The organism is Gottfriedia sp. NPDC058432, assembly GCF_042721555.1.
Taxonomy (GTDB): Bacteria; Bacillota; Bacilli; order Bacillales; family Bacillaceae_G; genus Gottfriedia.
Genome location: NZ_JBHXLC010000030.1, coordinates 37149 through 58722, shown reverse-complemented (window position 1 = coordinate 58722; position 21574 = coordinate 37149). Strand labels below are relative to the sequence as shown.

Genomic DNA, 21574 nt, shown 5'->3' with positions numbered 1-21574 from the left:
GATTAATAATAATAATAATTTTAAAGGAGCTATTGAAATGAATAAATACTTGAAAATTGGCCTGTTGATTGCAGGTTTGATCGCTGTTTCATTTGCATCTTGGAAAGTAGTTAAAATTATTGCTTTCAAAAAGGAATATCATGTTGTAAATTTAAAATTTGATGCAGAAAAAATTCCTTCAATTACAAAATCAGGAGCAGATATTGCAAGGACACACGATATATTGAATAATTTAACTGGCTGGTTAAATTACCAACAATTTCAAAATCCAAAATCTTCAGCTTGGGAAGATAAAAAAGATGATTTAAATGCTGTATCTACATATTTTGAAAAATTGCTCAGTAAAACAGATAAAAATAGCGACTTATACGATGATTTAAATTTAGCAAACGAGCTAATGAAATTAGCAAATGATAAAAAAGACGTAAAAGCTTTATTGTATACTCATAGAATAATGCACGATTTAGACAATAAGCTTAATTACAACCAAGGAAAGATTGTTGTATTCAATAGTGCAAAGGCTGGAAATGGCAATGCAGAAAGAGTTGATAATTACATAGCATATTTGAATAAACATCAATGAGATAGCTTAACGGCTGTCTTTTTTTATGTAGGCTCTGTTAAAGTAGATTGTTGATTTTCTTATTCAACAAAATGGCAGATTAGTTTAAGTGAAAAGGTTCACAAATAGGTGCATGTTCTAATATACAAAATATTTCTACTTTTATAAATAGGCTTGTACTTTTAGAAAAATTGATTAATAATATTTTTAGGTATTTATCGTTAGGTAAGTAATTTAACACCCTTTGAATATAGTGTGAATTACCTAAAATTTAATCAGTTTACTATTTCAAATTTTCAGACTTGGTGTTTTTTTTACAAATACTGATTATTTTGTGCTATTCTATTACAGAACTCAAATCTACATAATGTTATAGGATATGAATAATTTAGTTTTCTAGTTTCAAGCCTCTTTTATAGGGCTACTTTTTTTATTTATCATTTGTCGAATTTTGTCGAGTTTTTTGATTTGTAAGAAATTGACAGAATAGTATAGGAATTAACTACGATTATCTGCACAAAGATTAACAACATAGGGAGGAATAGGAATGAGCGTAGCAACTGAGACAAAAACAGCAAATCAACCAAATGCGAAAAAGAAACATCCACCAGGATTGTATTTGTTATTCGCTACAGAAGCATGGGAGCGCTTTAGTTATTATGGTATGCGTGCCCTTTTAGTACTATATTTAACAAGTACTGCCATCCAAGGTGGTCTAGGATTTAAAGAAAGCTTCGCACTTAGTCTGTATGGATTATTTACAGGTTTAGTATATTTCACACCAATCATAGGTGGTTGGTTAACAGATAACTTTATTGCAAAACGTACCGCTATTACAATTGGTGGTATCATAATGGCAACTGGAAATATCGTTCTTTTCGGAATTAATAGTGCTACCGGTTTATATATTGGATTAACACTATTAATTATTGGTAATGGATTCTTTAAACCAAATATTTCTACTCTTGTTGGTGAATTATACGATAAAGACGATAATCGTCGTGATGCAGCATTCACAATTTTCTACATGGGAGTTAACGTTGGTTCTTTCTTTGCTCCACTAGTGGTTGGTTATTTATCTTCAAGCTTATTTGCTACACATTCTGGTGGAGTAACAACATTTGGATATAAATATGGCTTCTTAGCTGCAGCAATTGGTATGATTTTTGGACAAGTATTATTTAATGTACTTGGCAATAAATTTTTAGGGGATAAAGGTACAAAACCTAATGTTAAGGTTCTAAAAGAAAATGCAACAGCAATTGATAAAAAAATTCCTTTAACGAAAAAAGAAAAACAAAGAACGCTTGTTATTGTTATCTTAACTTGCTTTGTTGTTTTCTTCTGGGCAGGATTTGAACAAGCAGGTTCATCTTTAACACTTTATACTGATAAATTTATTAACAGACAAATTGGAAGCTTTACTGTTCCAACAGAATGGTTCGCATCAATTAACCCATTTTTTATCATTATACTTGCACCAATCCTTTCTTCTTTCTGGATTAAATTAGCACGTTCTGGTAAAAACATTAGCATTCCTGCTAAAATGGCAATGGGTATTATTCTATTAGGCTGTGGGTTCATTTTCGTAATTCTTGCTGTTATGAAAACTGGTTCAGATCCAAATCACATTACTGTAAAAGCTAACATCATTTTCATGGTTATGACTTATTTCTTCCATACTTTAGGTGAACTAGTATTATCACCAGTTGGATTATCTGCAGTAAGTAAATACGCTCCATTAAAATATGCTTCACTTTTAATGGGTGTATGGACCTTATCAAGCTTCGTAGCAAACACATTAGCTGGTCAATTAGCAGCTTTAACAACAAGTTTAGGTATGCTTGAAGTATTCATGTATATCGGTGCTGTAGCTGTTGGAATAGGTTTAATCTTACTTGCTATCTCACCAAAATTAGCAAAAATGTTAGAGTAAAGATATGGTTACCAACTAGAATGGATTTTGAGGTTCATTCAAAAGTAACAAAAAAACCATAAATATAGGCTTTTTTGTTACTAACATTAATGTTCGCGAACAGTTGATGAATTACAAAAAAAACTATTTTGTTTACAAAAAAGTTAATTTGAAAAAAATAAGACTGCGAGTTGGAAATAATGACCCGTTTTGAAAAATGAAAATATACCAACAAAAGAAGATTTTCATGTAAGTGAAATAGATGAGCATATAGTAATATGAAAACCAATTAATTAAAGTATATAAAAAACAGCTTGCTGGATAACAAAATCTTAGCAAGCTGTTTTTTTATATGACAATTATAAATTTAAAATGGCAAAATGCGAAAGTATTAAGGATTTTTTGCTTGAAAAGAAATTTAATAATTAAGTTACAATTAAGGTGAAATTGTGAAGGTTTACACTTAAAGTAAATGGCAGATTAGTTGCATAAGGAATGTTATAATTTTTGATGAAGTATACATGTTGGGAGTACTATTTTGATTAAAAATATTATTGATACAGGTGCGTATATACCGTTTATATTTGGAGGTTTTTTTGTAATATTAGGCATTCTGTTTAATAAGTCTAAACATGATGTAATTAAAAAAGGAAACAAAAAGGGTAGAGAAGGGAGTAGCATTTTAGTTGAATTGGTTTATATAATTATTGGATTCTTACCTTGGCATATTGTAAAGGTGATAACTATATTATTTGGATTATTTTTTATTTGGTTAGCTATTATGACAATATAAGTACTTATAAATAGTAAATAACAAATTTCCAATTTAAATTAATTAATACAACTAACGCAATGCGTTAGTTGAGCAACATGATCGTCATTCCTGTATCAATCATACATACTTTAAATACATTTATTTGGTGGCAGATACATACAAAGTATCTATTTAATTATGATAATCATAATTTTAATATAGATTTATGTAGGCGCTCAGCTTATGATAAATGTAGCGATTCAGACAGGAAAACAATGATTGAAAATACTGGTGTTTCAACGTTTTTCATAAAATAACAGAAGATGTTCAACGTGTTTACCACAATTTAGATTTAGGTGAATAGAAAACAATAAACACAATGAAGTAAGATCAACGCGTTCATATAGATGAATTAATTTTCATCTGTATGAACGCATTTTTTGTTTTTTGAAATAACATTTGCTCATAGAATTTTTATGATCCATAAGTGGCAGACAGGAAAATATGAATAGTACAGAGAATAGTATTGTTAGTCAAGATTTGCTAAAGAATTATCGAATATCATATTCAATTTGAGGAGATCTATACATATGGATAAATTATTAAAAAACGGGTACAAAGCATTTAAGTACACGGCTCTAAGAATTGGTGTATTTTTGTTAGTTTTAGCAACTCCAGTAGGTATTTTAATGAGCTTTAATGCTAATGCCGATGAGCGACAAGAACAAGAAATAAATTATTATGAACAATCCGTTGGCGAAAAAGGATTGAAGCTAGAAGAGCAACGAAGAAATGAGGTTATTCAAATTAAAAATAGCTCAACAGGCTTTGAATCCGCAGCTACCTGTGATGCTGACTCAAACTCGGTATGTGATTAAAATTATTTTGCATTCCTAGATTTTGGGGTAATAATTCTTGATTTTATTTATGGAGGAGTAAATTATGGAAGAGACGATTAAACAAAATAGCTTCACTCATAGGGAGCTTGCTGCTTCATGTTTTAATAAAGTCTGGGATCTACTTGAATTAGAAAATAGATCTGAAAGTGAATCAGAAGAAATGGTTCATTTATGTCATAGCTCTTTTTGGCATTGGACAAAAGTTGAGAGCCATACACCAAGAAACATTTCGATTGGATATTGGCAATTATCACGAGTGTATGCTGTTGTAGGGCAAGGAGAAATGGCTTTAGATTACGCAAAAAAATGTGTCAAGGTTAGTTTAGAAAATGAAGTTGAGCCGTTCTACATAGCATATGCATATGAAGCTTTATCAAGAGCGTATGCAAAACTAAATCAGTCTCCAGAAAGCTTAGCTGCTAAAGCTAAAGCATATGAATATGTAAATGATGTAAAGTTTGAAGAAAGTAAAGAGTTGTTGCTGAAAGATTTGGATACAATTTAATCCGTTTTGTTTTAGTAATTAGGCTAATTGATTTGGGAAGAATCTACAGATGACTTAAAAAGGAGGTCTCAAAGTCAGAGTACTTTTGAGACCCCCTTTTTTGTATTAATTTTTTAAAAAGATTTACGAAAAGCGAACAAAAATGAAGATTATACATAAAAAAACCACAAGGAAAATTATTTACCTAGTGGATTTTCTTCATTTATCACGGTCTTTATTGAGAACATATTTTTATTTAGATAACATTTAAATCATAAATACTTGAAATGACCCATTTATTTTTTAATTTAACAAGATCCAATGTTACATTACATATATTTCTACCGTTTTTATAATTTCCTTCAGGTTTTATCCCGTCAACAAATGTTATTTCGTATTTTATATGTACGGTAGCTTTATGATCTTTCTTTTTTAAATGGATGACAGATAAATTATCGCCGATGAATTTTGCATCAATTACGTTAGACATGATCTTAGTAAAGTAGTAAGAATGATTGCTGATTTTTAATGAATCTACTACAACAGAGTTATAAATCTCAACATCTTTCCACTTTAAAGCTGTAATATAGTTTCTTACAGAGTTTTGAACATTTTGTTCAATTATTAATTCTGTAGACGCTTCATCGTCCAATCTCTTCTGTTTTTCTTTTTCAATCGATAGTTTTAATGTTAATATAATAATGACGATTATTCCAAAAATTACCAAATATAAGGTGAGTGGTTTTTTAGTCATATGGGACCTCTACAAGTATTAATTAATTTGGAAGATTACTAGCTTGAATTTTATAAAACTATATTTAAATTATTTATTGAGATATAAATGGCTTTAATCAAAAAAATCGCAAGATGTAATGATTACATCTTGCTTTAAAACTGGTTATTAAATGGGGGTGCATTTAAATAATACTAATGAAGTTATTAGTCGTTAGTATCGTTTAACTGCTTGTACTAAAATCATACCATTCAGTTTGATTTTTTTGTATTGGGAAAATTTTTTGAATATAATTTGTCTGAAAAAAATCGAAAAAGTATATTAATGTGTCGGAAAATCTAATAGAATTTAATTATTAAGAGAAGATTAAAAATATTAATATAGGAAATTATTAGTTACTAGTCATATATATATCTATTTCAAATAAAGGTGAACAGGAGATATTATTATGGATTATGGCATGATGATCTTTCATCATCGAAAAAAATTAGGATGGACCCAGGAGAAATTATGTGAAGGAATATGTTCTGTTTCGCATTTAAGTAAAATTGAAAACGGTACAAAAGAGGCTGGTATAGAAACGATTGAATTGCTTTTAAAGAGAATGCAAGTTGAAATAGATGAAAATAATAATATAGATGAGGTGACTGGTCAACTTAAACGATTATGGAACTCGATTGAACGAGCTGACTATGATTCTAGTAAAATGGTGTTTGAAGAATTGATTGGTAAAGAGGAAAGTATAAATTATACTAATATATCAAATGACTTTTGTATTACAATTTGGAGATATTATATTTTTATTGAAGATCTTAAAATGGCAAAGAAAAAATGGAAACAACTTGAGGCAAAAAAGAAGAAATTTTCCCAATATGAAACGATAAAATATTTGTTTACACTATCAATATATTACATAAAAGAAAAAAGATATAATGACTCTCTTCTAATAATGGATGAGGTACAAGAAATTACACCAAACCTTGAGATCGATTTCCAGGAATATTGCTTCTATAGAGCTTTAGTATATAGCTTTATAAATCAGACTTCCTTATCTATGTATTTTTGTAATAAAGCAATTCCTATTTTTTTACAAAATAATAATATTAAGCGGATTCTTGATGCAAAAATGTTACTTTCACTTCAATTAATAAAGAGCAAGTTTTTAGATCGAGCCGAGCAATTTCTAATTGAAATACTAGATTCTTCTGTCATATTAAGTGATAAAACAATACATATGAGTGCTTTACATAATTTAGGCTATTTATATTACCATTCAAATCAACATAAAAAGGCAATAAAGTATTATCAAGACTATTTATCTAATATACAGGAGGATACTGAAGAGTATTTTTTAGTCATTTCAAATATAGCGAATAATATGATGATCATTAATGATTACGAGACTGCTACTAAGTTGTTATGTAAGAATCTCTCCAAAATAAAGGATAAAAATAGTGCATCCTATATTCGAATGAAGGTTTTATTACTAGAGGCAAAAAAGGACGAGGCAAATTTAGTGACATATTTACGTGAAGTTGGCCTGCCATTATGGGTTCAAACCAATGATCATGAAAAATTAATCAAATACTATGATGTTGTTACAGATTACTATGAAAAACACGAATCATTAGAAAAACAAAACATGTTATATAAAGAATACAATAGCACTCTATTAAAAATTATCGAAAGCAGGAAATAACATGATGAAAAGATTATCCAACATTATAACCATATTGTGTTTGTTCACTGTCCTATCTATTAATTATGGTCCTAATTTAGTTTCTGATGGTTCGCAGACCTCAATTGTTTCAGATAATCCAGGAACACAATTTTATTCTAATGATATTGATCAAAGTGAGTCTACAGATAAAGGGTTTCAACCATATGATCGAACAAATCGTTCTTATGTAGATGAGCCAATTCATCCTAAAGTAGAAAGACAATTATTTATAAGAACTAAATAAAAACATTAAAAGTATCATACGTTTTGTGTGGTACTTTTTTAATTAGGAAGGAGGGAAGCTATGTCTCTTGAACAATGCTATAAAATTTATAAACAAATGAAGGATTTTAATAAAGGTTGGTATATAGCTGGTGGGTGGGCGATTGACCTTTTCTTAGAAAAACAAACGAGAAATCATCATGATATTGAAATCGCCATTGCGCGTAATGATCAACTATATCTTAAAGAGTATTTACATAATTGGACGTTTAATAAAGTCATTAAAGGGAAATTATCATTTTGGGAGAATGAATATTTAGAACTGCCTATTCATGAAATACATGGTAAAAATGATAAAACAAACGATGAATTAGAAGTTCTATTAAATGAAATCGAGTTCAATGATTGGAAGTTTAGAAGAGATGAATCGATTACTTGTAAGCTTGACTCATTTTATCGTGTTACAAATAAAGGTATTCCTTACTTGAGTCCAGAAATAGTGCTTTTATATAAAGTTAGAAATACAAGAGAAAAGGATCATCAGGACTTTAAAAACGTGAAAGATTATTTGTCCTTTCACAAAAAAGCATGGTTACGTGAAGCAATCATGATCCATCATCCTAATCATGAATGGCTTGAAGATTTAATATAAAAAAGTTGTAGGAGTGAGCATAGATGGAAGTATTGATTAGACCAGTAGAAATAAATGATGCCAAGGCACTTCATCGTATATGCACCCAAGAAAATGTTTTTCCTTATATGATATTTTTGCCTAGTATGCGAGTAGACATGATGGAAAATCGAATTAGAAACTTACAAGCAAACGAATTTGAATTTGTCGCAGAATGTAATGGAGATGTAGTAGGGTTAGTTGGTTTAGCGCAAAGAACTGGTCGCAGGTCTCATGTAGGAGATTTATTTATTGCGACTGATGGTAATCATCATAATAAAGGAATTGGAAAAGCTTTGCTTACGAAAGTATTAGATTTGGCAGATCATTGGCTAATGCTAGAAAGAGTAGAACTAGGAGTATTAGAAACAAACCCTAGGGCACAAGCGTTATATGAAAAGTTTGGGTTTAGAGTTGAAGGTGTCAAAAGAGGGAATATAAAAGCGAATGGCCGATTTGTTGATGAAATTATGATGTGTCGATTTAGGCCAGATGGTCTGATTCAATAATAATAGTTAGTAATCATGCTTTGTTTGGGCAAGTTGAACGGAGCTTATACAAAACCTATGGTGTGAACTAATTCATTAGATAAATAATTAAAACGAAGTATAACAGAAAAATATTTGTTAGTTTAAGATCGGACCGGGCAGTGATTGCCCGGTCTTTACTTTTAAGTAGTTTAGTATAGATTATTAATCTCATATGCAGCCCGTATTCCAGATTCAATAGCACCTTGTATCCAGGCGTGGGAACGAGAAGTATGCTCCCCTGCAAAGTGTAACCTTCCTTCAGGACTACTTATATAAGAATTTAGTTCTTCCTCTTGCCCAGGTTCAAAAAATGTAAAGGCACCAATAGAAAATGGATTTTGGCTCCAGTTAAAGGACGTTCCAGTTACATATTCAGAATAAACTTGGTTGCCCCAAATCTTAGACAAGTCCCGTAAAGCATAATGAATACGCTCTTCTTCAGTTAAGGCACTCAATGTTAGCGCCTCATCTGCCCACGTATAGCTTGCCTTGACAACAGCTGGTCCTGTGGTACCAATTCCAGTACTAGGATAGAGTGAAAGTCTGGTAGGTAAATCGGTTGTGGACATACCACCGAATTGACCATATTTCTCCCAAAATCTACTTTTAAATTCAATTCCAATTTTCGTTGCAGACATGTAGTTTATTTCGCGAATTGCTTTTCGTTTGTAATAAGAAATCGAATGGAATGGTTCAATTTCCACAAATCTTAAAAGTGAAAATGGGATAGCTATGATGGCAAGATCTGCGTTTATAGTGTATTGGTTTGAGGTTTTATTGTCAGTTGTTTGGATTGTTAGTGAATTACCATTTTGAATAATTTTCGTCAGTTTTTGATTTAATAGAATATTATCCTTTAATTGAGGAAGAAACGCTTTTGGTAATAGATCCATTCCTCCTGTTATTTCATAAAATTTCGTTGCTGTTTTAAAAGTGACCTGTTCCCTTAAAACTTCTAAAAAGGACATTCCCATAAATGCTTCAAAATCAAGGAGCACACCGATCATATCAACTGCACCAACTGAAAAGTACGAATTTAAAAAAGAACCAAATGAAATATTACCATAATTTTTTTCGACTATTTCCCAATTAGTTAATGGATTTTGATTAATAAAATTGATAAATGGCTGTAATGCTTGATCTAATAACACATCTGAAGTTTTTCCTTTTTCGTTTGGTGCTACTGGATAATTTAATATGTCGGGATTGCTTTTATAGTTAGCTTGATTCGTTTTTATTCCATTTGCATAAATGATATCGTTTGGCGTTTCATTAATAAACTCATTTACTGGCAAATGGAATTTTCTAATATACTCTAAAGTTAAAAGATGGACATTTGGGATTCGTAATGGACCAGCATTTAAATAAAGCCCATCACTAAACGGCTCACGCAAAGTATAAGCACGACCTCCAATTCGATCATTTGCCTCGATCATTGTGACATGATGTCCTGCATCCTTTAATAATGAAGCCGCGGTCAAACCGGCCATTCCAGCGCCTACAATAACTACTTTTTTTGAGAATTGAGTTTTTCTAAGGCCGTTTCGAATGATTGAAATCATTCGTTCAGTTGTTAGTGGAGAACTTGTCATAGATTCTCCTCCTTTACAATTCCTTCATTTCATTTTATTCACATAGAAGAAATCGTATGTAATTGATTTGAATTTGAAGGAATAGCTAGTTTTAGTTGGTATTATTAATCTTTTTTTCTAAAATTAAAGGAGTATTCTGTCAAAAAATCTAATAGTTATTATTGGATATCTCGTCCTTAATTTACTTTCATACTTTGGTCGTAGACGGATTGATACTGCAGGATGTTATCTAGATTTTTTAATTTCCATAAAATGTGATTATTAGAAGTTTTTAATTGGAGGTTAAAAAAATGAAAAAATTATTTATTTCTGCTTTATTAATGATTTCCTCGGTATTCGTTCTTACTAGTTGTTCAATTTTTAACAATGAAAAGGTAAAAGAAGAAACTGTTTCTATTCATAAAGATCAAGCTAAAAAATTGGATGTCAGTTTAGATTTAGGTGCAGGAGTAATGAACGTTTCAAAAGGTACAAAAAATTGGGTAGATGGAACGATCGAATATAACAATAAATATTTGACTCCAGATGTATCATATAAGCTTAAAGACTCCACAGGAGAAGTAAGTATTGATCAATCTAAAAAGCATTTTCCAAAAGTGAAAATTGGTAAATTAAAGAATGAATGGAATTTGAAGCTTTCGAATAAACTTCCGATTGATTTAGATGTTAATACAGGCGCAGCAAAAACTAATCTTGATTTACGTGGCCTGAATTTAGATGAATTGGATATTGAGTGTGGTGTCGGAGAGCTTAATGTAAATTTAGGTGGAAACTGGAATAAAAGTTTCGAAGCAAATATTGAAACTGGGGTTGGGAAAACGACCATCGTGCTACCTTCCGATGTGGGTGTGAAAATCAATTTAAGTAAGGGAATTGGCAAGGCAAATGTAATCGATTTAATTTCGAAAGGTAACGGTGTTTATGTTAATGAAGCGTACGAAAACGCTAATGTTAAAATAACAATAAATATGGATTTAGGTGTAGGAGAGGTAAACTTTAAATTAGATTAATATAAAATCAATTTAAAAGTTATAGAAAAAAAGTTTCATGAAATTTTTATCTCTAAGGAGGGGTTCAATGCTAAAAGATGCAGTTGAATCAGTTATTGATTGTATGGCATCAGGTAAGGGGATGTCTGATATACAAAGAATTCAAACAGAACATCGTTTTAAATTAGTTGAGTTTTGGAATATAGAAGAAAGAAGTAAAGTATTAGAAATAGGTTGTGGTCAAGGAGATACGACTGCCGTTTTAGCATATACAGTCGGGGAAAATGGATTTGTTCATGGAATCGATATTGGCCCACCAACATACGGCAGTCCAATTTCATTAGGAGATTCCGCAGACTTCCTATTACAATCGAATTTAGGTAAACAATTAAAGATGGAGTTTGAAATTGACATATTATCACCAACTGTTAATTTTCATGAAAATGAGTTTGATTATATTGTTATATCTCACTGTTCATGGTACTTAAAATCACATGAAGAATTTATTGCAGTCTTAAAAAAGATTAAAAAATGGGGTAAAAAATTATGCTTTGCAGAATGGGATACAAGAATTAGCTCAATTGAGCAGTACCCGCATTTACTATCTATTTTAATTCAAGCTCAGTACGAGGCATTAAAACAAAATAGTGAATCAAACATTCGCACCCTTTTTAATCCAAATGATATTAAAAATATTTGTGAAGCTTCAGGCTGGAACATAATGAATGAAACATCTATATTCTCTCCAAAATTACAGGATGCTAGATGGGAGATTAATAAGACTTTGGCAGATATCGATATTGAACTCAATAATATTGAGAATATGCCTAGTAAATTAAATGGACTGATTCGATCAGAAGTAAAAATGCTAGAAGAGTCTATTTCTTCCAATGAAATCAAACCTTTATCGATATTTGCATTTGTAGCGGAATAAAACTTTTTAAAAAAAAGCATCTATTTTTACTAGATGCTTTTTTTACTATTGAGGATGATAATTTCTTTGATAAATATAAGGATAACTTGGGTAGTAATACGGATACAAGTAGATTGCTGAAACTGAAGTAAGTGGTACAGTGATCTTTTTATAGATGCGGTATCTAGGGCTAAAAGTTTCTCGACCGCTTTGTCTTACTTCAAAATAACGCGATTCAGGTGCGGCGAGGTCTTCTGGGACAAGCAAGCTCGCACTATTCGTGTCGCTATCTAATAAAATACCCTCTAATAAAGCTCTTTCGTTGGTTTGAAAGACTACATGGCAGTACTTATATTTTTTACACTTATTTTGCATATTTCGAACATGTGGATGTTCCATGAAATCCCTCCCATTTGTCCTCAGTACTTAATGTATGATTTCAGATAAAGTACTAGAATATTGTCCAAACTAATTAAATGATAAGAAAACGAAAAAAAGAGAACAAGATGTTTCAAAGATGTAAATTTTTTGTATTTACATAAAAAACGTTTAGTAATTCAGTAATGAGCCATCTATAATTTTTCCTAAGGAAAATATTAATAAAGTTTAGTTAAAGAGAAAAAACATAAATTATGAATTTAGGTGAGGTAATTGCAAGGGAAAGTATTAATTGTAGATGATGAAAAAAGTATTGTAGATCCATTAACTTACGCATTTCGTAGAGAAGGTTTTATCGTAGAAAACGCATTTAACGGAAAAGAAGCATTAGATAAGATTCCAGATTTTAATCCAGATATTTTAATATCGGATATTATGATGCCTGTAATGAACGGTTTGGACCTATGTAAACAAATAGGAAATAAAGAAGGGCTTGGGATTATTTTACTTACTGCTAAGGATGATATTATTGATCGAGTTTTAGGATTAGAGTTTGGAGCGGATGATTATATAACAAAACCATTTGATATTAGAGAATTACTTGCTAGAACTAGATCTTTACTCAGGAGATTAAAAAAACAATCAACACCTGATGAAAAAAAGAGCATTTCAATTAATAAGCTACAAGTAATTCCTGCTCAAAGAAAAGTTACAGTTGATGGAACAAGTCTAGAATTAACTCCTAAAGAATTCGACCTTCTTGTTTTATTAATTTCAAATATGGATCGAATTTTTAGCAGAGACGAATTATTAGATTTAGTATGGGGAATGGAGTATATCGGTGGAACAAGAACGGTCGATATTCATATACAACGTTTACGTAAAAAGCTAGGTAATTCTTATCAACATTTAATTCAAACTGTTTTTGGAGTCGGATATAAGATATCTAGTGAAAATAAATGAAACTGAGTATTAAAGTTAAGTCGAGCTTATTTTTAGCCATGCTTTTAATCGGAACGGTCATTGTATTAAGTATATTAGTCTTACAAGGTATCAAACAAAACCAGCAAAATCAAACTGAAGAAACACTTGCTAGACAAAGTAAATTAGCAAATGTATATGTAAAGCAAGTTTATTTAAGTCAAACATCAGAAAATCCTCAAGATTTTTTTAAACGATATGGTCGGGAAATTGCTAGACAGATTGGGATCATTAGTAGTCTTCATGTCACAATTTTTAATATGTCTGGAAAAGTTGTTGGAGATTCGCTTCCTTTAGAATCTACAAGAGATGTAGGAGATACTTTAAGTTATGCGTTAAAAGGTAAAATTGCATACCAAGAGAGCGGTGAAATATTATCTTATTTTGCACCGATTTATAATGCTAATAATCAAATTGGAGTTGTTCAGTTCGATTATTCATTAATTAATAATCAGAAGTTTTATGATAATACAACTAAACTATTTATTAAAATTGGTTTAATCACTACAATTCTTAGTTTTATTATTGGATATTTCTTTTTTAATTCTCTTGTTATGAGTATTTTAAAACTCAGAAAAGTAACGGAGGAAATTAAATTAGGAAACTATCCAGACCGTTCTACTTTAAGTCGAAAAGATGAATTGGGCTATTTAAGCCAAGCAATCTTCTACATGAGTAATGAAATTCAAAATAATATAAAAGGCATTCAACAAGAAAAAGAAAATCTCCAATTAGCTGTTGAAAAGCTAAAAGTTTTAGAAAAACAACAAAAGCAATTTATTGGATCGATTACTCATGAGTTTAAAACCCCACTGACTGTAATTAGGGCTTATATTGATTTATTAGACATGTATTCGGATGACCCAAAATTATTAGAAGAAGCAATTAGCAATATAGGGAAAGAATCACTTCGTCTTTACGATATGGTAGAAAAAATATTAAAGCTAGCAGAACTTGAGAAGTATGACTTTGAAATTGTAAAAGAAAAAGTCGATGTATATTCCCTTTTAGAAGATATCTGTTTAAGAATGAAAGGGAAAATGACTAAGTTTGGCTTATCGATCCGTACAAATTTTGAACATGCGACGATCCTTATTGATAAAGAAAGCTTTACATTAATTATTATGAATTTATTAGATAATGCCATTAAATATAATAAAACAAATGGTGAGATCAACGTTTCAAATAAAATTGAAAATAATTATTTAGTTATTAAAATATCTGATACGGGTATTGGGATATCTTCGGAATTAGTGGATAAAATATTTGAACCATTTTTTACTGTAAATAAGGATCGTTCTCGTCAATCTGGAGGATCGGGTTTAGGGCTTGCCTTAACAAAGGATTTAATTGAAAAGCAAAATGGTACGATTCGTGTTGAATCTATAGAAGGTAGCGGGTCAAGTTTTATCATTACATTTCCGTTGGCAAAGTAAAAGTTTACAAATTGGAAACATGATATGTTAAAAATTGAAACATCCTATACGTATCATAAATTTGTACGAATGTAGGGGAGTGATGTGATGTTTAACAAGTGTATGATTAAAGTGTTTTTTCTAGTTAGTACATTTCTATTAATTTCAGGTTGCCAAAGCCAAAATGAAGATATAGTAATTGAAAAAAAACATAAAAAAATTACTGTATTAACAGGAAATGAAGAGGTTGTAACAAACGAGTTAGCCCTTGAGAAAATAGATCGCTATGAAGGTATTCGTGGGACGGATTGGTTGGATGGTCATACGATTTTAACTGAACAAAAAAATATGAAATTACCAAAATCAGTTATGACAGATAATGGTGATTATACTTATCACATTAATTTATTCTCGTATGATCTGAACACGAACAAATCGCAAGTATTAGCAAGTGAGGAGCATGATCAAGTAGGGGCCGTTATTTCACCCGATAAAAAGCATATTTTCTATAAGCAAACAGAGGATGGAAATTCTGGTACAGGTTATATTATCAATTCTGAAGGAACTGAAAAGGTTAAAGTGTCGGAGCCGGATGCCATTTATGCATTTGCGACAGAAGGACGATGGATCGATAATCAAACAATCATTTATTCAACGATATTTAACCAAATGTATTCAGCTAATCTAAATGGGCAAGTAAAAAGGATTGATCCTAATTCTGATAAAGTTAATTTAATAAGGAAAAAATACAACGAGCAAAAAGTTGAATGGGTTATTCCATCTCAAGATCAAAAGCAATTCGCTATTGTTAGAAAAATTGCAGCAACGAAAAGAGAGTTGTTTATAACCGATGAAAATGGAAGAAAAACCGTATCTTTAGCTACTGGAACTCAAATTTTCGGTGCAGGTTGGTCGCCAAACTCCAAAACATTAGCTTTTTCCGTAATTTCGGAAGATAAGGGAGAAAGAGGATTATACGTGATCGATGTCAAATCTAGAAAGATAACACAATTATCGACTGATTTAGACGAGATTGCTGGGCCAATAACTTGGAGTCCATCTGGTAAAAAAATATTGGTTTCTAAAGTGATGTTAAAAGATAATCTAAATGAGTTTGTGACATATGTATTAACGTTGAAAAATTAAGAAACGAATTAGTTTCTTCTATAAGAAAGTAAGAGAAAAACTCACTTTCTCTTTTTTCACTTTAGGAAGTATAAATTGGCAGCAAAGAGTCGTACTCAAAGTGGTAACCAATTTTAGGAATAAAGTATAAGTGCAACTACGCCTCTACCTTCGTTTTGCTCGTCAGTCGTCGCGTTTTCTTTATCAATATTTTGTGTAAAATCTTTGTCTAAATGTAGTAGGGGAGGCTCAGGTATCCGTACTAAAAAGAAATAGATTTTTTTACTAATAATCGAAAATATATTTCTAGCAAAGATATTAAAAGGAGATATAAAAACTTATGAGGAGTCGGAAGGATAAAAATACTGAAAAAAGAAATAGTAAAAAAATATTTATATGGATTTTGATCTTAGTTCTATTTGGCTGTATATCAGGATTTAGTTATTTTGTTTATAAGAAAGTTTATGAAGAAAGCAATTTAGTAAAAAGTGACACTAAAAATAAAGCTAAAAATAAAGTAGTAGATGAAACAAAATCGATTAAAAAGCCAGTTCAAAAGCCACCAATTCAAAAGCCAGAAAATAACAATACGGCAAAACCAGAAAATGTAGAAACGACTATTAAAATTAGTGCCGCTGGCGATTTTACACTTGGATCAGATGAGGATTTTCAATATATTAATTCTTTTCCAGCAGAAGCAAATAAAAATGGATTAGCTTATTTTACAAAAGGGCTAAATAATATCTTTAAACAAGATGATTTATCAACTGTTAATTTAGAAACGACTTTAACGAATGCAAAAATAAGAGCAACTAAAACATTCCGCTTTAAAGGTAATCCTTCTTATGCCAAAATATTAACTTTAAGTGGTATTGAAGCGGTAAATTTAGCTAACAACCATAGTCATGACTATTTGCAAAAAGGTTTTGAAGATACGATTAACAATTTGAAAAAAGAAAAAATAGGTTATTTTGGCTATAACGACCAATATGTAACAACGATTAAAGGTGTTAAAGTTGCTGCACTAGGCTATGAAGGCTGGAATGATTCACCTGAATTAAGGATTAAAATTAATAATGATATACAAAATCTAAGAAAAAATGGTGTGAAAATTATTCTAATCCATTTCCATTGGGGAATCGAGCGAGATTACGTACCGAATAGTACTCAAAAAAATTTAGCCCATTATGCAATCGACCATGGAGCGGATTTAATACTCGGCCACCACCCACATGTTGTTCAAGGAATTGAAGAGTATAAAGGGAAATTTATCGTATATAGTTTAGGAAATTTTATGTTCGGCGGAAATAAAAATCCAAAAGATAAAGATACATTTGTTTTCCAACAAACTTTTCATCTAAATAATGGAAAACTCACAAATCAAAAAGAAATAAAAGTTGTACCATTCTCAATTTCATCAGTATCTAGCCGAAATAATTACCAACCATTATTTCTAAAAGGTTCTGAAGAACAAAGAGTTAAGAAAAAAATCATTGACGCTTCAAATAAGATTCACGGATCTAGTTGGACTCAATACGAAAAATAATAAGATAAGAGAGAGCAATCCTTTAAAGGATTGCTTTTTGCGTGTTGAATTATAAAATGGTCAAACGTACTTTAAGTGAATCTTAATGCTAATATAATTTTTTCTGATCTAATGTTAAATTTTTGGGTGGTTTTATAATAACAACAAACTCTAGTAATTGTTTATTTTAGAGAAGTTAAAAATATTTAATTGCTAAATTTTAGATTAACAAGTTCAAATGATTATTATTATACGTTGATGTTCTTACTTAATTGAACTGTAAACTGTTTAACAAGTTGTTATGCTACTCTAAGTAAAGGATATTAAAGTAGGTTTTTAGTGTAACCATTTTTTTTGAATAAGTTGATTGGAACGGAGGGTTGCTCGACTCCTATGGGAAATGCGGGAAGGCTGAGACCCCACAGGAACGAACGTGACGAGGAGGCTCAGGTCTTGCCCCATGGAAAGCGAGCATCCCGTAGTGGAAATCAACCTCACTCTACTCCTTTTACGAAAATCTGGTTATTTAATTACAACTTTGTTTTTCAACAACCTGAGCAATCCATTAAAGGGTTGCTTTTTTAAATACGATGGATTTTTAACCAAAAGTTATAGGTAAAAGTCCTTATTTAAAATGATAATGCTATATTTTGGAAGGAATTTCTTCTTTTTTAACGAATCAAAAGAATAACCTAATAGTAAGTTGATTGCCAAATAAAATTTAGGAGGAATAAGAAATGAATCTACAGTTTATTGAATTCCTTAGTATTATTTTCGTATCCTTGATTTTATCTGTGTGGGTAGAGGTTAAAATGCAAAATAAAACACACAATGTATTAGCTACAATGTCGATTGCATTTAATATTAACCTATTCATCTTAGGCATTGCGAGTATTTGGTGGATCCTTAATTCTAGTGATAATGCAAGCCTGATTTTGGGTATTCAGTTATTATTAGCAGCATTTTTTGGAATTTTATTAATTAATATCGGAGTATTCTTCTTTGTTAGAAATAGGGTAGTTTCGTAAATTTATTATGCTCGAACAGGTAGTTTAAGTTTAGATAGACTTTAATTTAAATCTAGCATTACTCTATTTAAAATGAGTAATGCTTTTTATATTTGCAGTTTTAACAAATACAAAAATGAGGAGAAATCATGGAATTATACATTAGTAAAATGACAGAATCTTACGCTACTGAAATACTTAGTTGGAGTTATGCTCCCCCTTACGATTTTTATAATAATGAATTAAGTCAAGAGGGACTAGAGGAACTATTAAATAATCAGTATTTAGCAGTTATTGACCAATATGAGAACTTAATCGGCTTTTATTGTATTGGTCAGTCAGCTCAAGTACCAAAAGGGAACGAGTTTGGTGTTTATGAAAGAAGGATGATTGACATCGGATTAGGAGTTAGACCAGATTTAATGGGGAAAGGTTTTGGGAGTGGAATTTTCAGGTTTATTCTTGAAAAAATACATGAGACGACTAATCTTTCTACATATAGATTAACAGTTGCTAAGTTTAATAAAAGAGCGATTCGGCTGTATGAAAATTTTGGTTTTAAAGTGGAGAATGAGTTTTATACTGAGCGTGCTGAATTTATAACAATGATCAGTGGAAACTAAATAGCCCCAGACTCTATTAAATTGTCTGGGGTAATTTTTAGCTCATAAACTCACTTACTATTAAATCATAACGGTATGGTGTAACTTCTTCATTAAATGAAAACACGGTATCTGCTTCATCTTTATTTGTTACAAGCTCACCACGAGCAACTGCATGTAACTCTAATAGTTCATAAAGTGAAATACTATTCTTTTCAGACATAGCTTCAGTTAGTATTGCTAAACTATTCGAATTACTTTTTGCGTTGTTATAGTAATCAATATTGTCTTGTAAACCTAAATCACACCAAATAACTTTCTGTTCAAAAGTGTCAAAAATTAGTGGAATACTTATTTTTTGATCATTCGCTAAATCGAAGCGATCCATAACAGTATTAGGTTCAAAGACTTTACCAGACTTGAAATCGTCTCGTAGCATCCATCCAGCAAAACAGCTAGGTAAATTACAAAATGAATGATCTGAATAACTATTTACACTTAATACAACATAACGAATCCCATTATTTTTAAGAGTAGGAATATGGCAGTCTATGAACTCACTAGCCCCTTTAGGAGCACTTGTGAAATCACCACTGTGATAGCATTTAAGCTGTTTATTTTTTAGTTCATAGTAAGAGATATCACTTATATAATTAAAATTATCATCGTAAAATACTGCACTTAAATCAATATCGACAGTTCCAGTATGTACGCCATTTACATCTCCTTCTTTCCAATAAAGAAAGAATCTAATTATATCTCCTTCACCAATCGGAATAGTGGAGCCTCGAGGAATTGTTCTAAGTGATTTACTTGCAGAGCGCAATCCATTAGGCAAGGTAAAGTTGTGATATGATTCATCGATCCATACTTTGCCAAGAGATTCTTTAACAGAAAAACGTGCGTATAAAGTTTTTTTAACAACATTTAAAACATCATCGATTATAACTTCACTAAGTTTTGTTATTTTATTTTCAATAGCATAGAGTTTCGCAATATTTCCTTTAGGAAAAAAAGTGCGAATTCTTCTCTCATCATTTCGTTTATTAAAATGATTCCATAGACTTAATAGAACCGGAGTTGAAACATCCTTACAAACGATTGAAAACTGTGAAACAATATATAGCTGATCATTTTCTTCAGTAAATGAACGTAAAACAAAATCTAGTTTTCTAGCAAACTCACCAGGACGTTTGATTAATTCACTTGTTAATTTAGTGAGATTTTTTTTACTTAAGTATTCAGTGATTTTACTTTGGTATGTACTTACTTTTTTTTCGTTTCTAAGGATATTGAATAAATTTTCAGTATGTGGAAAACGCTTCGAATATTCACCAGGATGTAGTTTTTCTCCAATTCTTATCCATACGTTTCGTCTTTTAACCATATCCTCAATTGCGTGAGGGATTTCATTTAATAATGAAAGGATTAATTTACGCTCTTTTCTACTAAATGATATAAATTTAGTATTCATGCTTAAAGAAGGATCGCCTTCACTTAATGCAGCACAAAAGCGTAAAATATCTGTTGCCGTTTTTAAATAATTTGCGATTTCATTTTCGCTTATTTTTTTAGATTGATACAATAGTTTGAGGACTATAGCCATTTTTTCTTTTGATAAGAATAGTTCTGGTAATAAGTTTAGTGGTTTATTTTGAGTTAGCAGTACATATTGAATATCCTCAATGTCTTGGGACTTAAAAGAACCAGTACTATCAATTAATCTTTTAATAATTTGAATTAAATCATCTTGTTTTGCTAGATTAATTATTTTTAGATTTTTTTTATTTCTAAGAGGTGGTCGTTTTTTAATTAGAGTAAGTGGTTGAACTCCGAATATATAATACAATAAGCTATTCATATATAACTCTGCTTCATCAATTTTCATTACGTCATTAGGAAAGTTTTTGTAAAAAGGAATGTGGTCAACATTATAGCCTAATTCATTACTGATCGTTTCCTTGAAATCTATAAACCAAGCTATAAATTCTTGATCGTTCCATGTTTGTAAAATTTCAATAAGCTCAAGTGAAAAAGTATAACCGAACGCTTCTAGTTGCTTCAAGGCTGTTGCAAGTAATGGTTTTGGGAGGTTGTTTTCTTGTTTTTCGATATAGAGGGAATTTTTTCTTCGGAAAAGGATGTTTGTTTGATTCATGTATGGCCTCCAAATTTTATAATAAAAAAACGAGGAAATTATTGAATCTAGAAAAAGTACTTAGAGTACAAACCTAATAGAAGGAAGATTCAATATAGCCTCGTAACCTTATCAATTCTGATAAGGAATACAGGAAAGAGACTCGCTAGATAAATTCTAACAGGAATGTAGAAGGAAGCTGAGTCATAGCCTGTTTTATTAGTTTAGTATTTATGAAAGCGTTTTGCAACAGAAAACATATTATCGGTGATGAAGGAAAATACCGTAATGTAAAATAGTTTACCTATTCATCATAATTTAGTAACTTAAGGAAAAAATAAGTACGCAAAATTAGATTGACATAAAACCAAATGGTTGTATATAATTTTAAATATAACCAAAAGGTTTTATATTAACTTGA

Annotated in this window: 21 protein-coding genes; 17 read left to right on the top strand and 4 right to left on the bottom strand. The window is 30.7% G+C overall.

The features are described from left to right. The 5 genes from ACFWM3_RS21895 to ACFWM3_RS21875 all read left to right on the top strand — a co-directional run. A partial coding sequence (locus ACFWM3_RS21895) for a hypothetical protein (RefSeq protein ID WP_390312921.1) occupies positions 1 to 583 on the top strand: 583 nt, incomplete at its 5' end. A 526-nt stretch (positions 584 to 1109) separates the two neighbouring features. Next, a complete protein-coding gene (locus tag ACFWM3_RS21890) occupies positions 1110 to 2498 on the top strand; it encodes a peptide MFS transporter (protein WP_390312920.1) in 1389 nt (462 codons plus the stop codon). Between the two features lie 517 nt (positions 2499 to 3015). Beyond that, positions 3016 to 3270 (top strand): hypothetical protein, encoded by a 255-nt coding sequence (locus ACFWM3_RS21885; protein ID WP_390312919.1) that lies wholly within the window; start codon positions 3016 to 3018, stop codon positions 3268 to 3270. Positions 3271 to 3821: 551 nt separating this feature from the next. Beyond that, positions 3822 to 4109, top strand: a complete 288-nt coding sequence (locus tag ACFWM3_RS21880; protein WP_390312918.1) for a hypothetical protein — start codon at positions 3822 to 3824, stop codon at positions 4107 to 4109. Positions 4110 to 4173: 64 nt separating this feature from the next. Next, on the top strand, positions 4174 to 4635 hold the full coding sequence (locus tag ACFWM3_RS21875) for a hypothetical protein (RefSeq protein WP_390312917.1): 462 nt from the start codon (positions 4174 to 4176) through the stop codon (positions 4633 to 4635). A gap of 235 nt (positions 4636 to 4870) precedes the next feature. Here ACFWM3_RS21875 and ACFWM3_RS21870 read toward each other — a convergent pair whose 3' ends face one another. Beyond that, entirely contained in the window at positions 4871 to 5368 is a 498-nt protein-coding gene (locus ACFWM3_RS21870; protein ID WP_390312916.1) for a hypothetical protein, read from the bottom strand. A 427-nt stretch (positions 5369 to 5795) separates the two neighbouring features. On the opposite strand from ACFWM3_RS21870, the gene ACFWM3_RS21865 reads away from it, so the two are divergent. From ACFWM3_RS21865 to ACFWM3_RS21850, 4 genes are read left to right on the top strand one after another with little or no spacing between them, the layout of a single operon-like run. Further along, on the top strand, positions 5796 to 7046 hold the full coding sequence (locus ACFWM3_RS21865) for a helix-turn-helix domain-containing protein (RefSeq protein ID WP_056471754.1): 1251 nt from the start codon (positions 5796 to 5798) through the stop codon (positions 7044 to 7046). A 1-nt stretch (position 7047) separates the two neighbouring features. Beyond that, positions 7048 to 7311 carry a hypothetical protein gene (locus tag ACFWM3_RS21860; protein ID WP_056471757.1) on the top strand — a complete coding sequence of 88 codons (264 nt, stop codon included), beginning with the start codon at positions 7048 to 7050 and terminating at the stop codon, positions 7309 to 7311. Between the two features lie 60 nt (positions 7312 to 7371). Next, a complete protein-coding gene (locus tag ACFWM3_RS21855; protein WP_390312915.1) occupies positions 7372 to 7941 on the top strand; it encodes a nucleotidyltransferase domain-containing protein in 570 nt (189 codons plus the stop codon). Positions 7942 to 7964: 23 nt separating this feature from the next. Then, positions 7965 to 8468 carry a GNAT family N-acetyltransferase gene (locus ACFWM3_RS21850; protein ID WP_390312914.1) on the top strand — a complete coding sequence of 168 codons (504 nt, stop codon included), beginning with the start codon at positions 7965 to 7967 and terminating at the stop codon, positions 8466 to 8468. Between the two features lie 170 nt (positions 8469 to 8638). Here ACFWM3_RS21850 and ACFWM3_RS21845 read toward each other — a convergent pair whose 3' ends face one another. Continuing rightward, a complete protein-coding gene (locus tag ACFWM3_RS21845; protein ID WP_390312913.1) occupies positions 8639 to 10081 on the bottom strand; it encodes a flavin monoamine oxidase family protein in 1443 nt (480 codons plus the stop codon). Positions 10082 to 10371: 290 nt separating this feature from the next. Between ACFWM3_RS21845 and ACFWM3_RS21840 the strand changes: the two genes are divergently transcribed. Together ACFWM3_RS21840 and ACFWM3_RS21835 are read left to right on the top strand one after the other, a co-directional pair. Then, positions 10372 to 11091 (top strand): toast rack family protein, encoded by a 720-nt coding sequence (locus ACFWM3_RS21840; RefSeq protein ID WP_390312912.1) that lies wholly within the window; start codon positions 10372 to 10374, stop codon positions 11089 to 11091. 67 nt (positions 11092 to 11158) lie between these two features. Continuing rightward, positions 11159 to 12004, top strand: a complete 846-nt coding sequence (locus tag ACFWM3_RS21835; RefSeq protein ID WP_390312911.1) for a class I SAM-dependent methyltransferase — start codon at positions 11159 to 11161, stop codon at positions 12002 to 12004. Positions 12005 to 12049: 45 nt separating this feature from the next. Here ACFWM3_RS21835 and ACFWM3_RS21830 read toward each other — a convergent pair whose 3' ends face one another. Continuing rightward, entirely contained in the window at positions 12050 to 12382 is a 333-nt protein-coding gene (locus ACFWM3_RS21830) for a hypothetical protein (RefSeq protein WP_056471771.1), read from the bottom strand. Positions 12383 to 12634: 252 nt separating this feature from the next. On the opposite strand from ACFWM3_RS21830, the gene ACFWM3_RS21825 reads away from it, so the two are divergent. From ACFWM3_RS21825 to ACFWM3_RS21800, 6 genes are all read left to right on the top strand, one after another. Next, positions 12635 to 13324: a response regulator transcription factor gene (locus ACFWM3_RS21825; protein WP_056471774.1), complete on the top strand. Its 690-nt coding sequence runs from the start codon at positions 12635 to 12637 to the stop codon at positions 13322 to 13324. Next, positions 13321 to 14778, top strand: coding sequence for a sensor histidine kinase (locus ACFWM3_RS21820; protein WP_390312910.1), 1458 nt, complete (start codon positions 13321 to 13323; stop codon positions 14776 to 14778). Before ACFWM3_RS21825 ends, ACFWM3_RS21820 begins: the two co-directional genes overlap by 4 nt. An 87-nt stretch (positions 14779 to 14865) precedes the next feature. Then, positions 14866 to 15903, top strand: a complete 1038-nt coding sequence (locus ACFWM3_RS21815; protein ID WP_390312909.1) for a TolB family protein — start codon at positions 14866 to 14868, stop codon at positions 15901 to 15903. A gap of 319 nt (positions 15904 to 16222) precedes the next feature. Further along, a complete protein-coding gene (locus ACFWM3_RS21810) occupies positions 16223 to 17428 on the top strand; it encodes a CapA family protein (protein WP_390312908.1) in 1206 nt (401 codons plus the stop codon). A gap of 716 nt (positions 17429 to 18144) precedes the next feature. Next, positions 18145 to 18435, top strand: a complete 291-nt coding sequence (locus ACFWM3_RS21805) for a hypothetical protein (protein ID WP_056471787.1) — start codon at positions 18145 to 18147, stop codon at positions 18433 to 18435. 128 nt (positions 18436 to 18563) lie between these two features. After that, positions 18564 to 19037, top strand: coding sequence for a GNAT family N-acetyltransferase (locus tag ACFWM3_RS21800; RefSeq protein WP_390312907.1), 474 nt, complete (start codon positions 18564 to 18566; stop codon positions 19035 to 19037). Positions 19038 to 19074: 37 nt separating this feature from the next. Here the strand turns inward: ACFWM3_RS21800 and ACFWM3_RS21795 are convergent, their stop codons facing one another. Then, entirely contained in the window at positions 19075 to 21174 is a 2100-nt protein-coding gene (locus tag ACFWM3_RS21795; RefSeq protein WP_390312906.1) for a TerD family protein, read from the bottom strand. Positions 21175 to 21574 lie beyond the last annotated feature (400 nt).

What these genes read in the sequence shown, in the direction of transcription:
- ACFWM3_RS21850 (WP_390312914.1), top strand. Translation starts at nt 7,965, where the DNA reads ATGGAAGTATTGATTAGACCAGTAGAAATAAATGATGCCAAGGCACTT.
- ACFWM3_RS21810 (WP_390312908.1), top strand. Translation starts at nt 16,223, where the DNA reads ATGAGGAGTCGGAAGGATAAAAATACTGAAAAAAGAAATAGTAAAAAA.
- ACFWM3_RS21835 (WP_390312911.1), top strand. Translation starts at nt 11,159, where the DNA reads ATGCTAAAAGATGCAGTTGAATCAGTTATTGATTGTATGGCATCAGGT.
- ACFWM3_RS21880 (WP_390312918.1), top strand. Translation starts at nt 3,822, where the DNA reads ATGGATAAATTATTAAAAAACGGGTACAAAGCATTTAAGTACACGGCT.
- ACFWM3_RS21795 (WP_390312906.1), bottom strand. Translation starts at nt 21,174, where the DNA reads ATGAATCAAACAAACATCCTTTTCCGAAGAAAAAATTCCCTCTATATC.
- ACFWM3_RS21820 (WP_390312910.1), top strand. Translation starts at nt 13,321, where the DNA reads ATGAAACTGAGTATTAAAGTTAAGTCGAGCTTATTTTTAGCCATGCTT.
- ACFWM3_RS21845 (WP_390312913.1), bottom strand. Translation starts at nt 10,081, where the DNA reads ATGACAAGTTCTCCACTAACAACTGAACGAATGATTTCAATCATTCGA.
- ACFWM3_RS21815 (WP_390312909.1), top strand. Translation starts at nt 14,866, where the DNA reads ATGTTTAACAAGTGTATGATTAAAGTGTTTTTTCTAGTTAGTACATTT.
- ACFWM3_RS21830 (WP_056471771.1), bottom strand. Translation starts at nt 12,382, where the DNA reads ATGGAACATCCACATGTTCGAAATATGCAAAATAAGTGTAAAAAATAT.
- ACFWM3_RS21890 (WP_390312920.1), top strand. Translation starts at nt 1,110, where the DNA reads ATGAGCGTAGCAACTGAGACAAAAACAGCAAATCAACCAAATGCGAAA.
- ACFWM3_RS21865 (WP_056471754.1), top strand. Translation starts at nt 5,796, where the DNA reads ATGGATTATGGCATGATGATCTTTCATCATCGAAAAAAATTAGGATGG.
- ACFWM3_RS21875 (WP_390312917.1), top strand. Translation starts at nt 4,174, where the DNA reads ATGGAAGAGACGATTAAACAAAATAGCTTCACTCATAGGGAGCTTGCT.
- ACFWM3_RS21855 (WP_390312915.1), top strand. Translation starts at nt 7,372, where the DNA reads ATGTCTCTTGAACAATGCTATAAAATTTATAAACAAATGAAGGATTTT.
- ACFWM3_RS21860 (WP_056471757.1), top strand. Translation starts at nt 7,048, where the DNA reads ATGATGAAAAGATTATCCAACATTATAACCATATTGTGTTTGTTCACT.
- ACFWM3_RS21800 (WP_390312907.1), top strand. Translation starts at nt 18,564, where the DNA reads ATGGAATTATACATTAGTAAAATGACAGAATCTTACGCTACTGAAATA.
- ACFWM3_RS21870 (WP_390312916.1), bottom strand. Translation starts at nt 5,368, where the DNA reads ATGACTAAAAAACCACTCACCTTATATTTGGTAATTTTTGGAATAATC.
- ACFWM3_RS21805 (WP_056471787.1), top strand. Translation starts at nt 18,145, where the DNA reads ATGAATCTACAGTTTATTGAATTCCTTAGTATTATTTTCGTATCCTTG.
- ACFWM3_RS21840 (WP_390312912.1), top strand. Translation starts at nt 10,372, where the DNA reads ATGAAAAAATTATTTATTTCTGCTTTATTAATGATTTCCTCGGTATTC.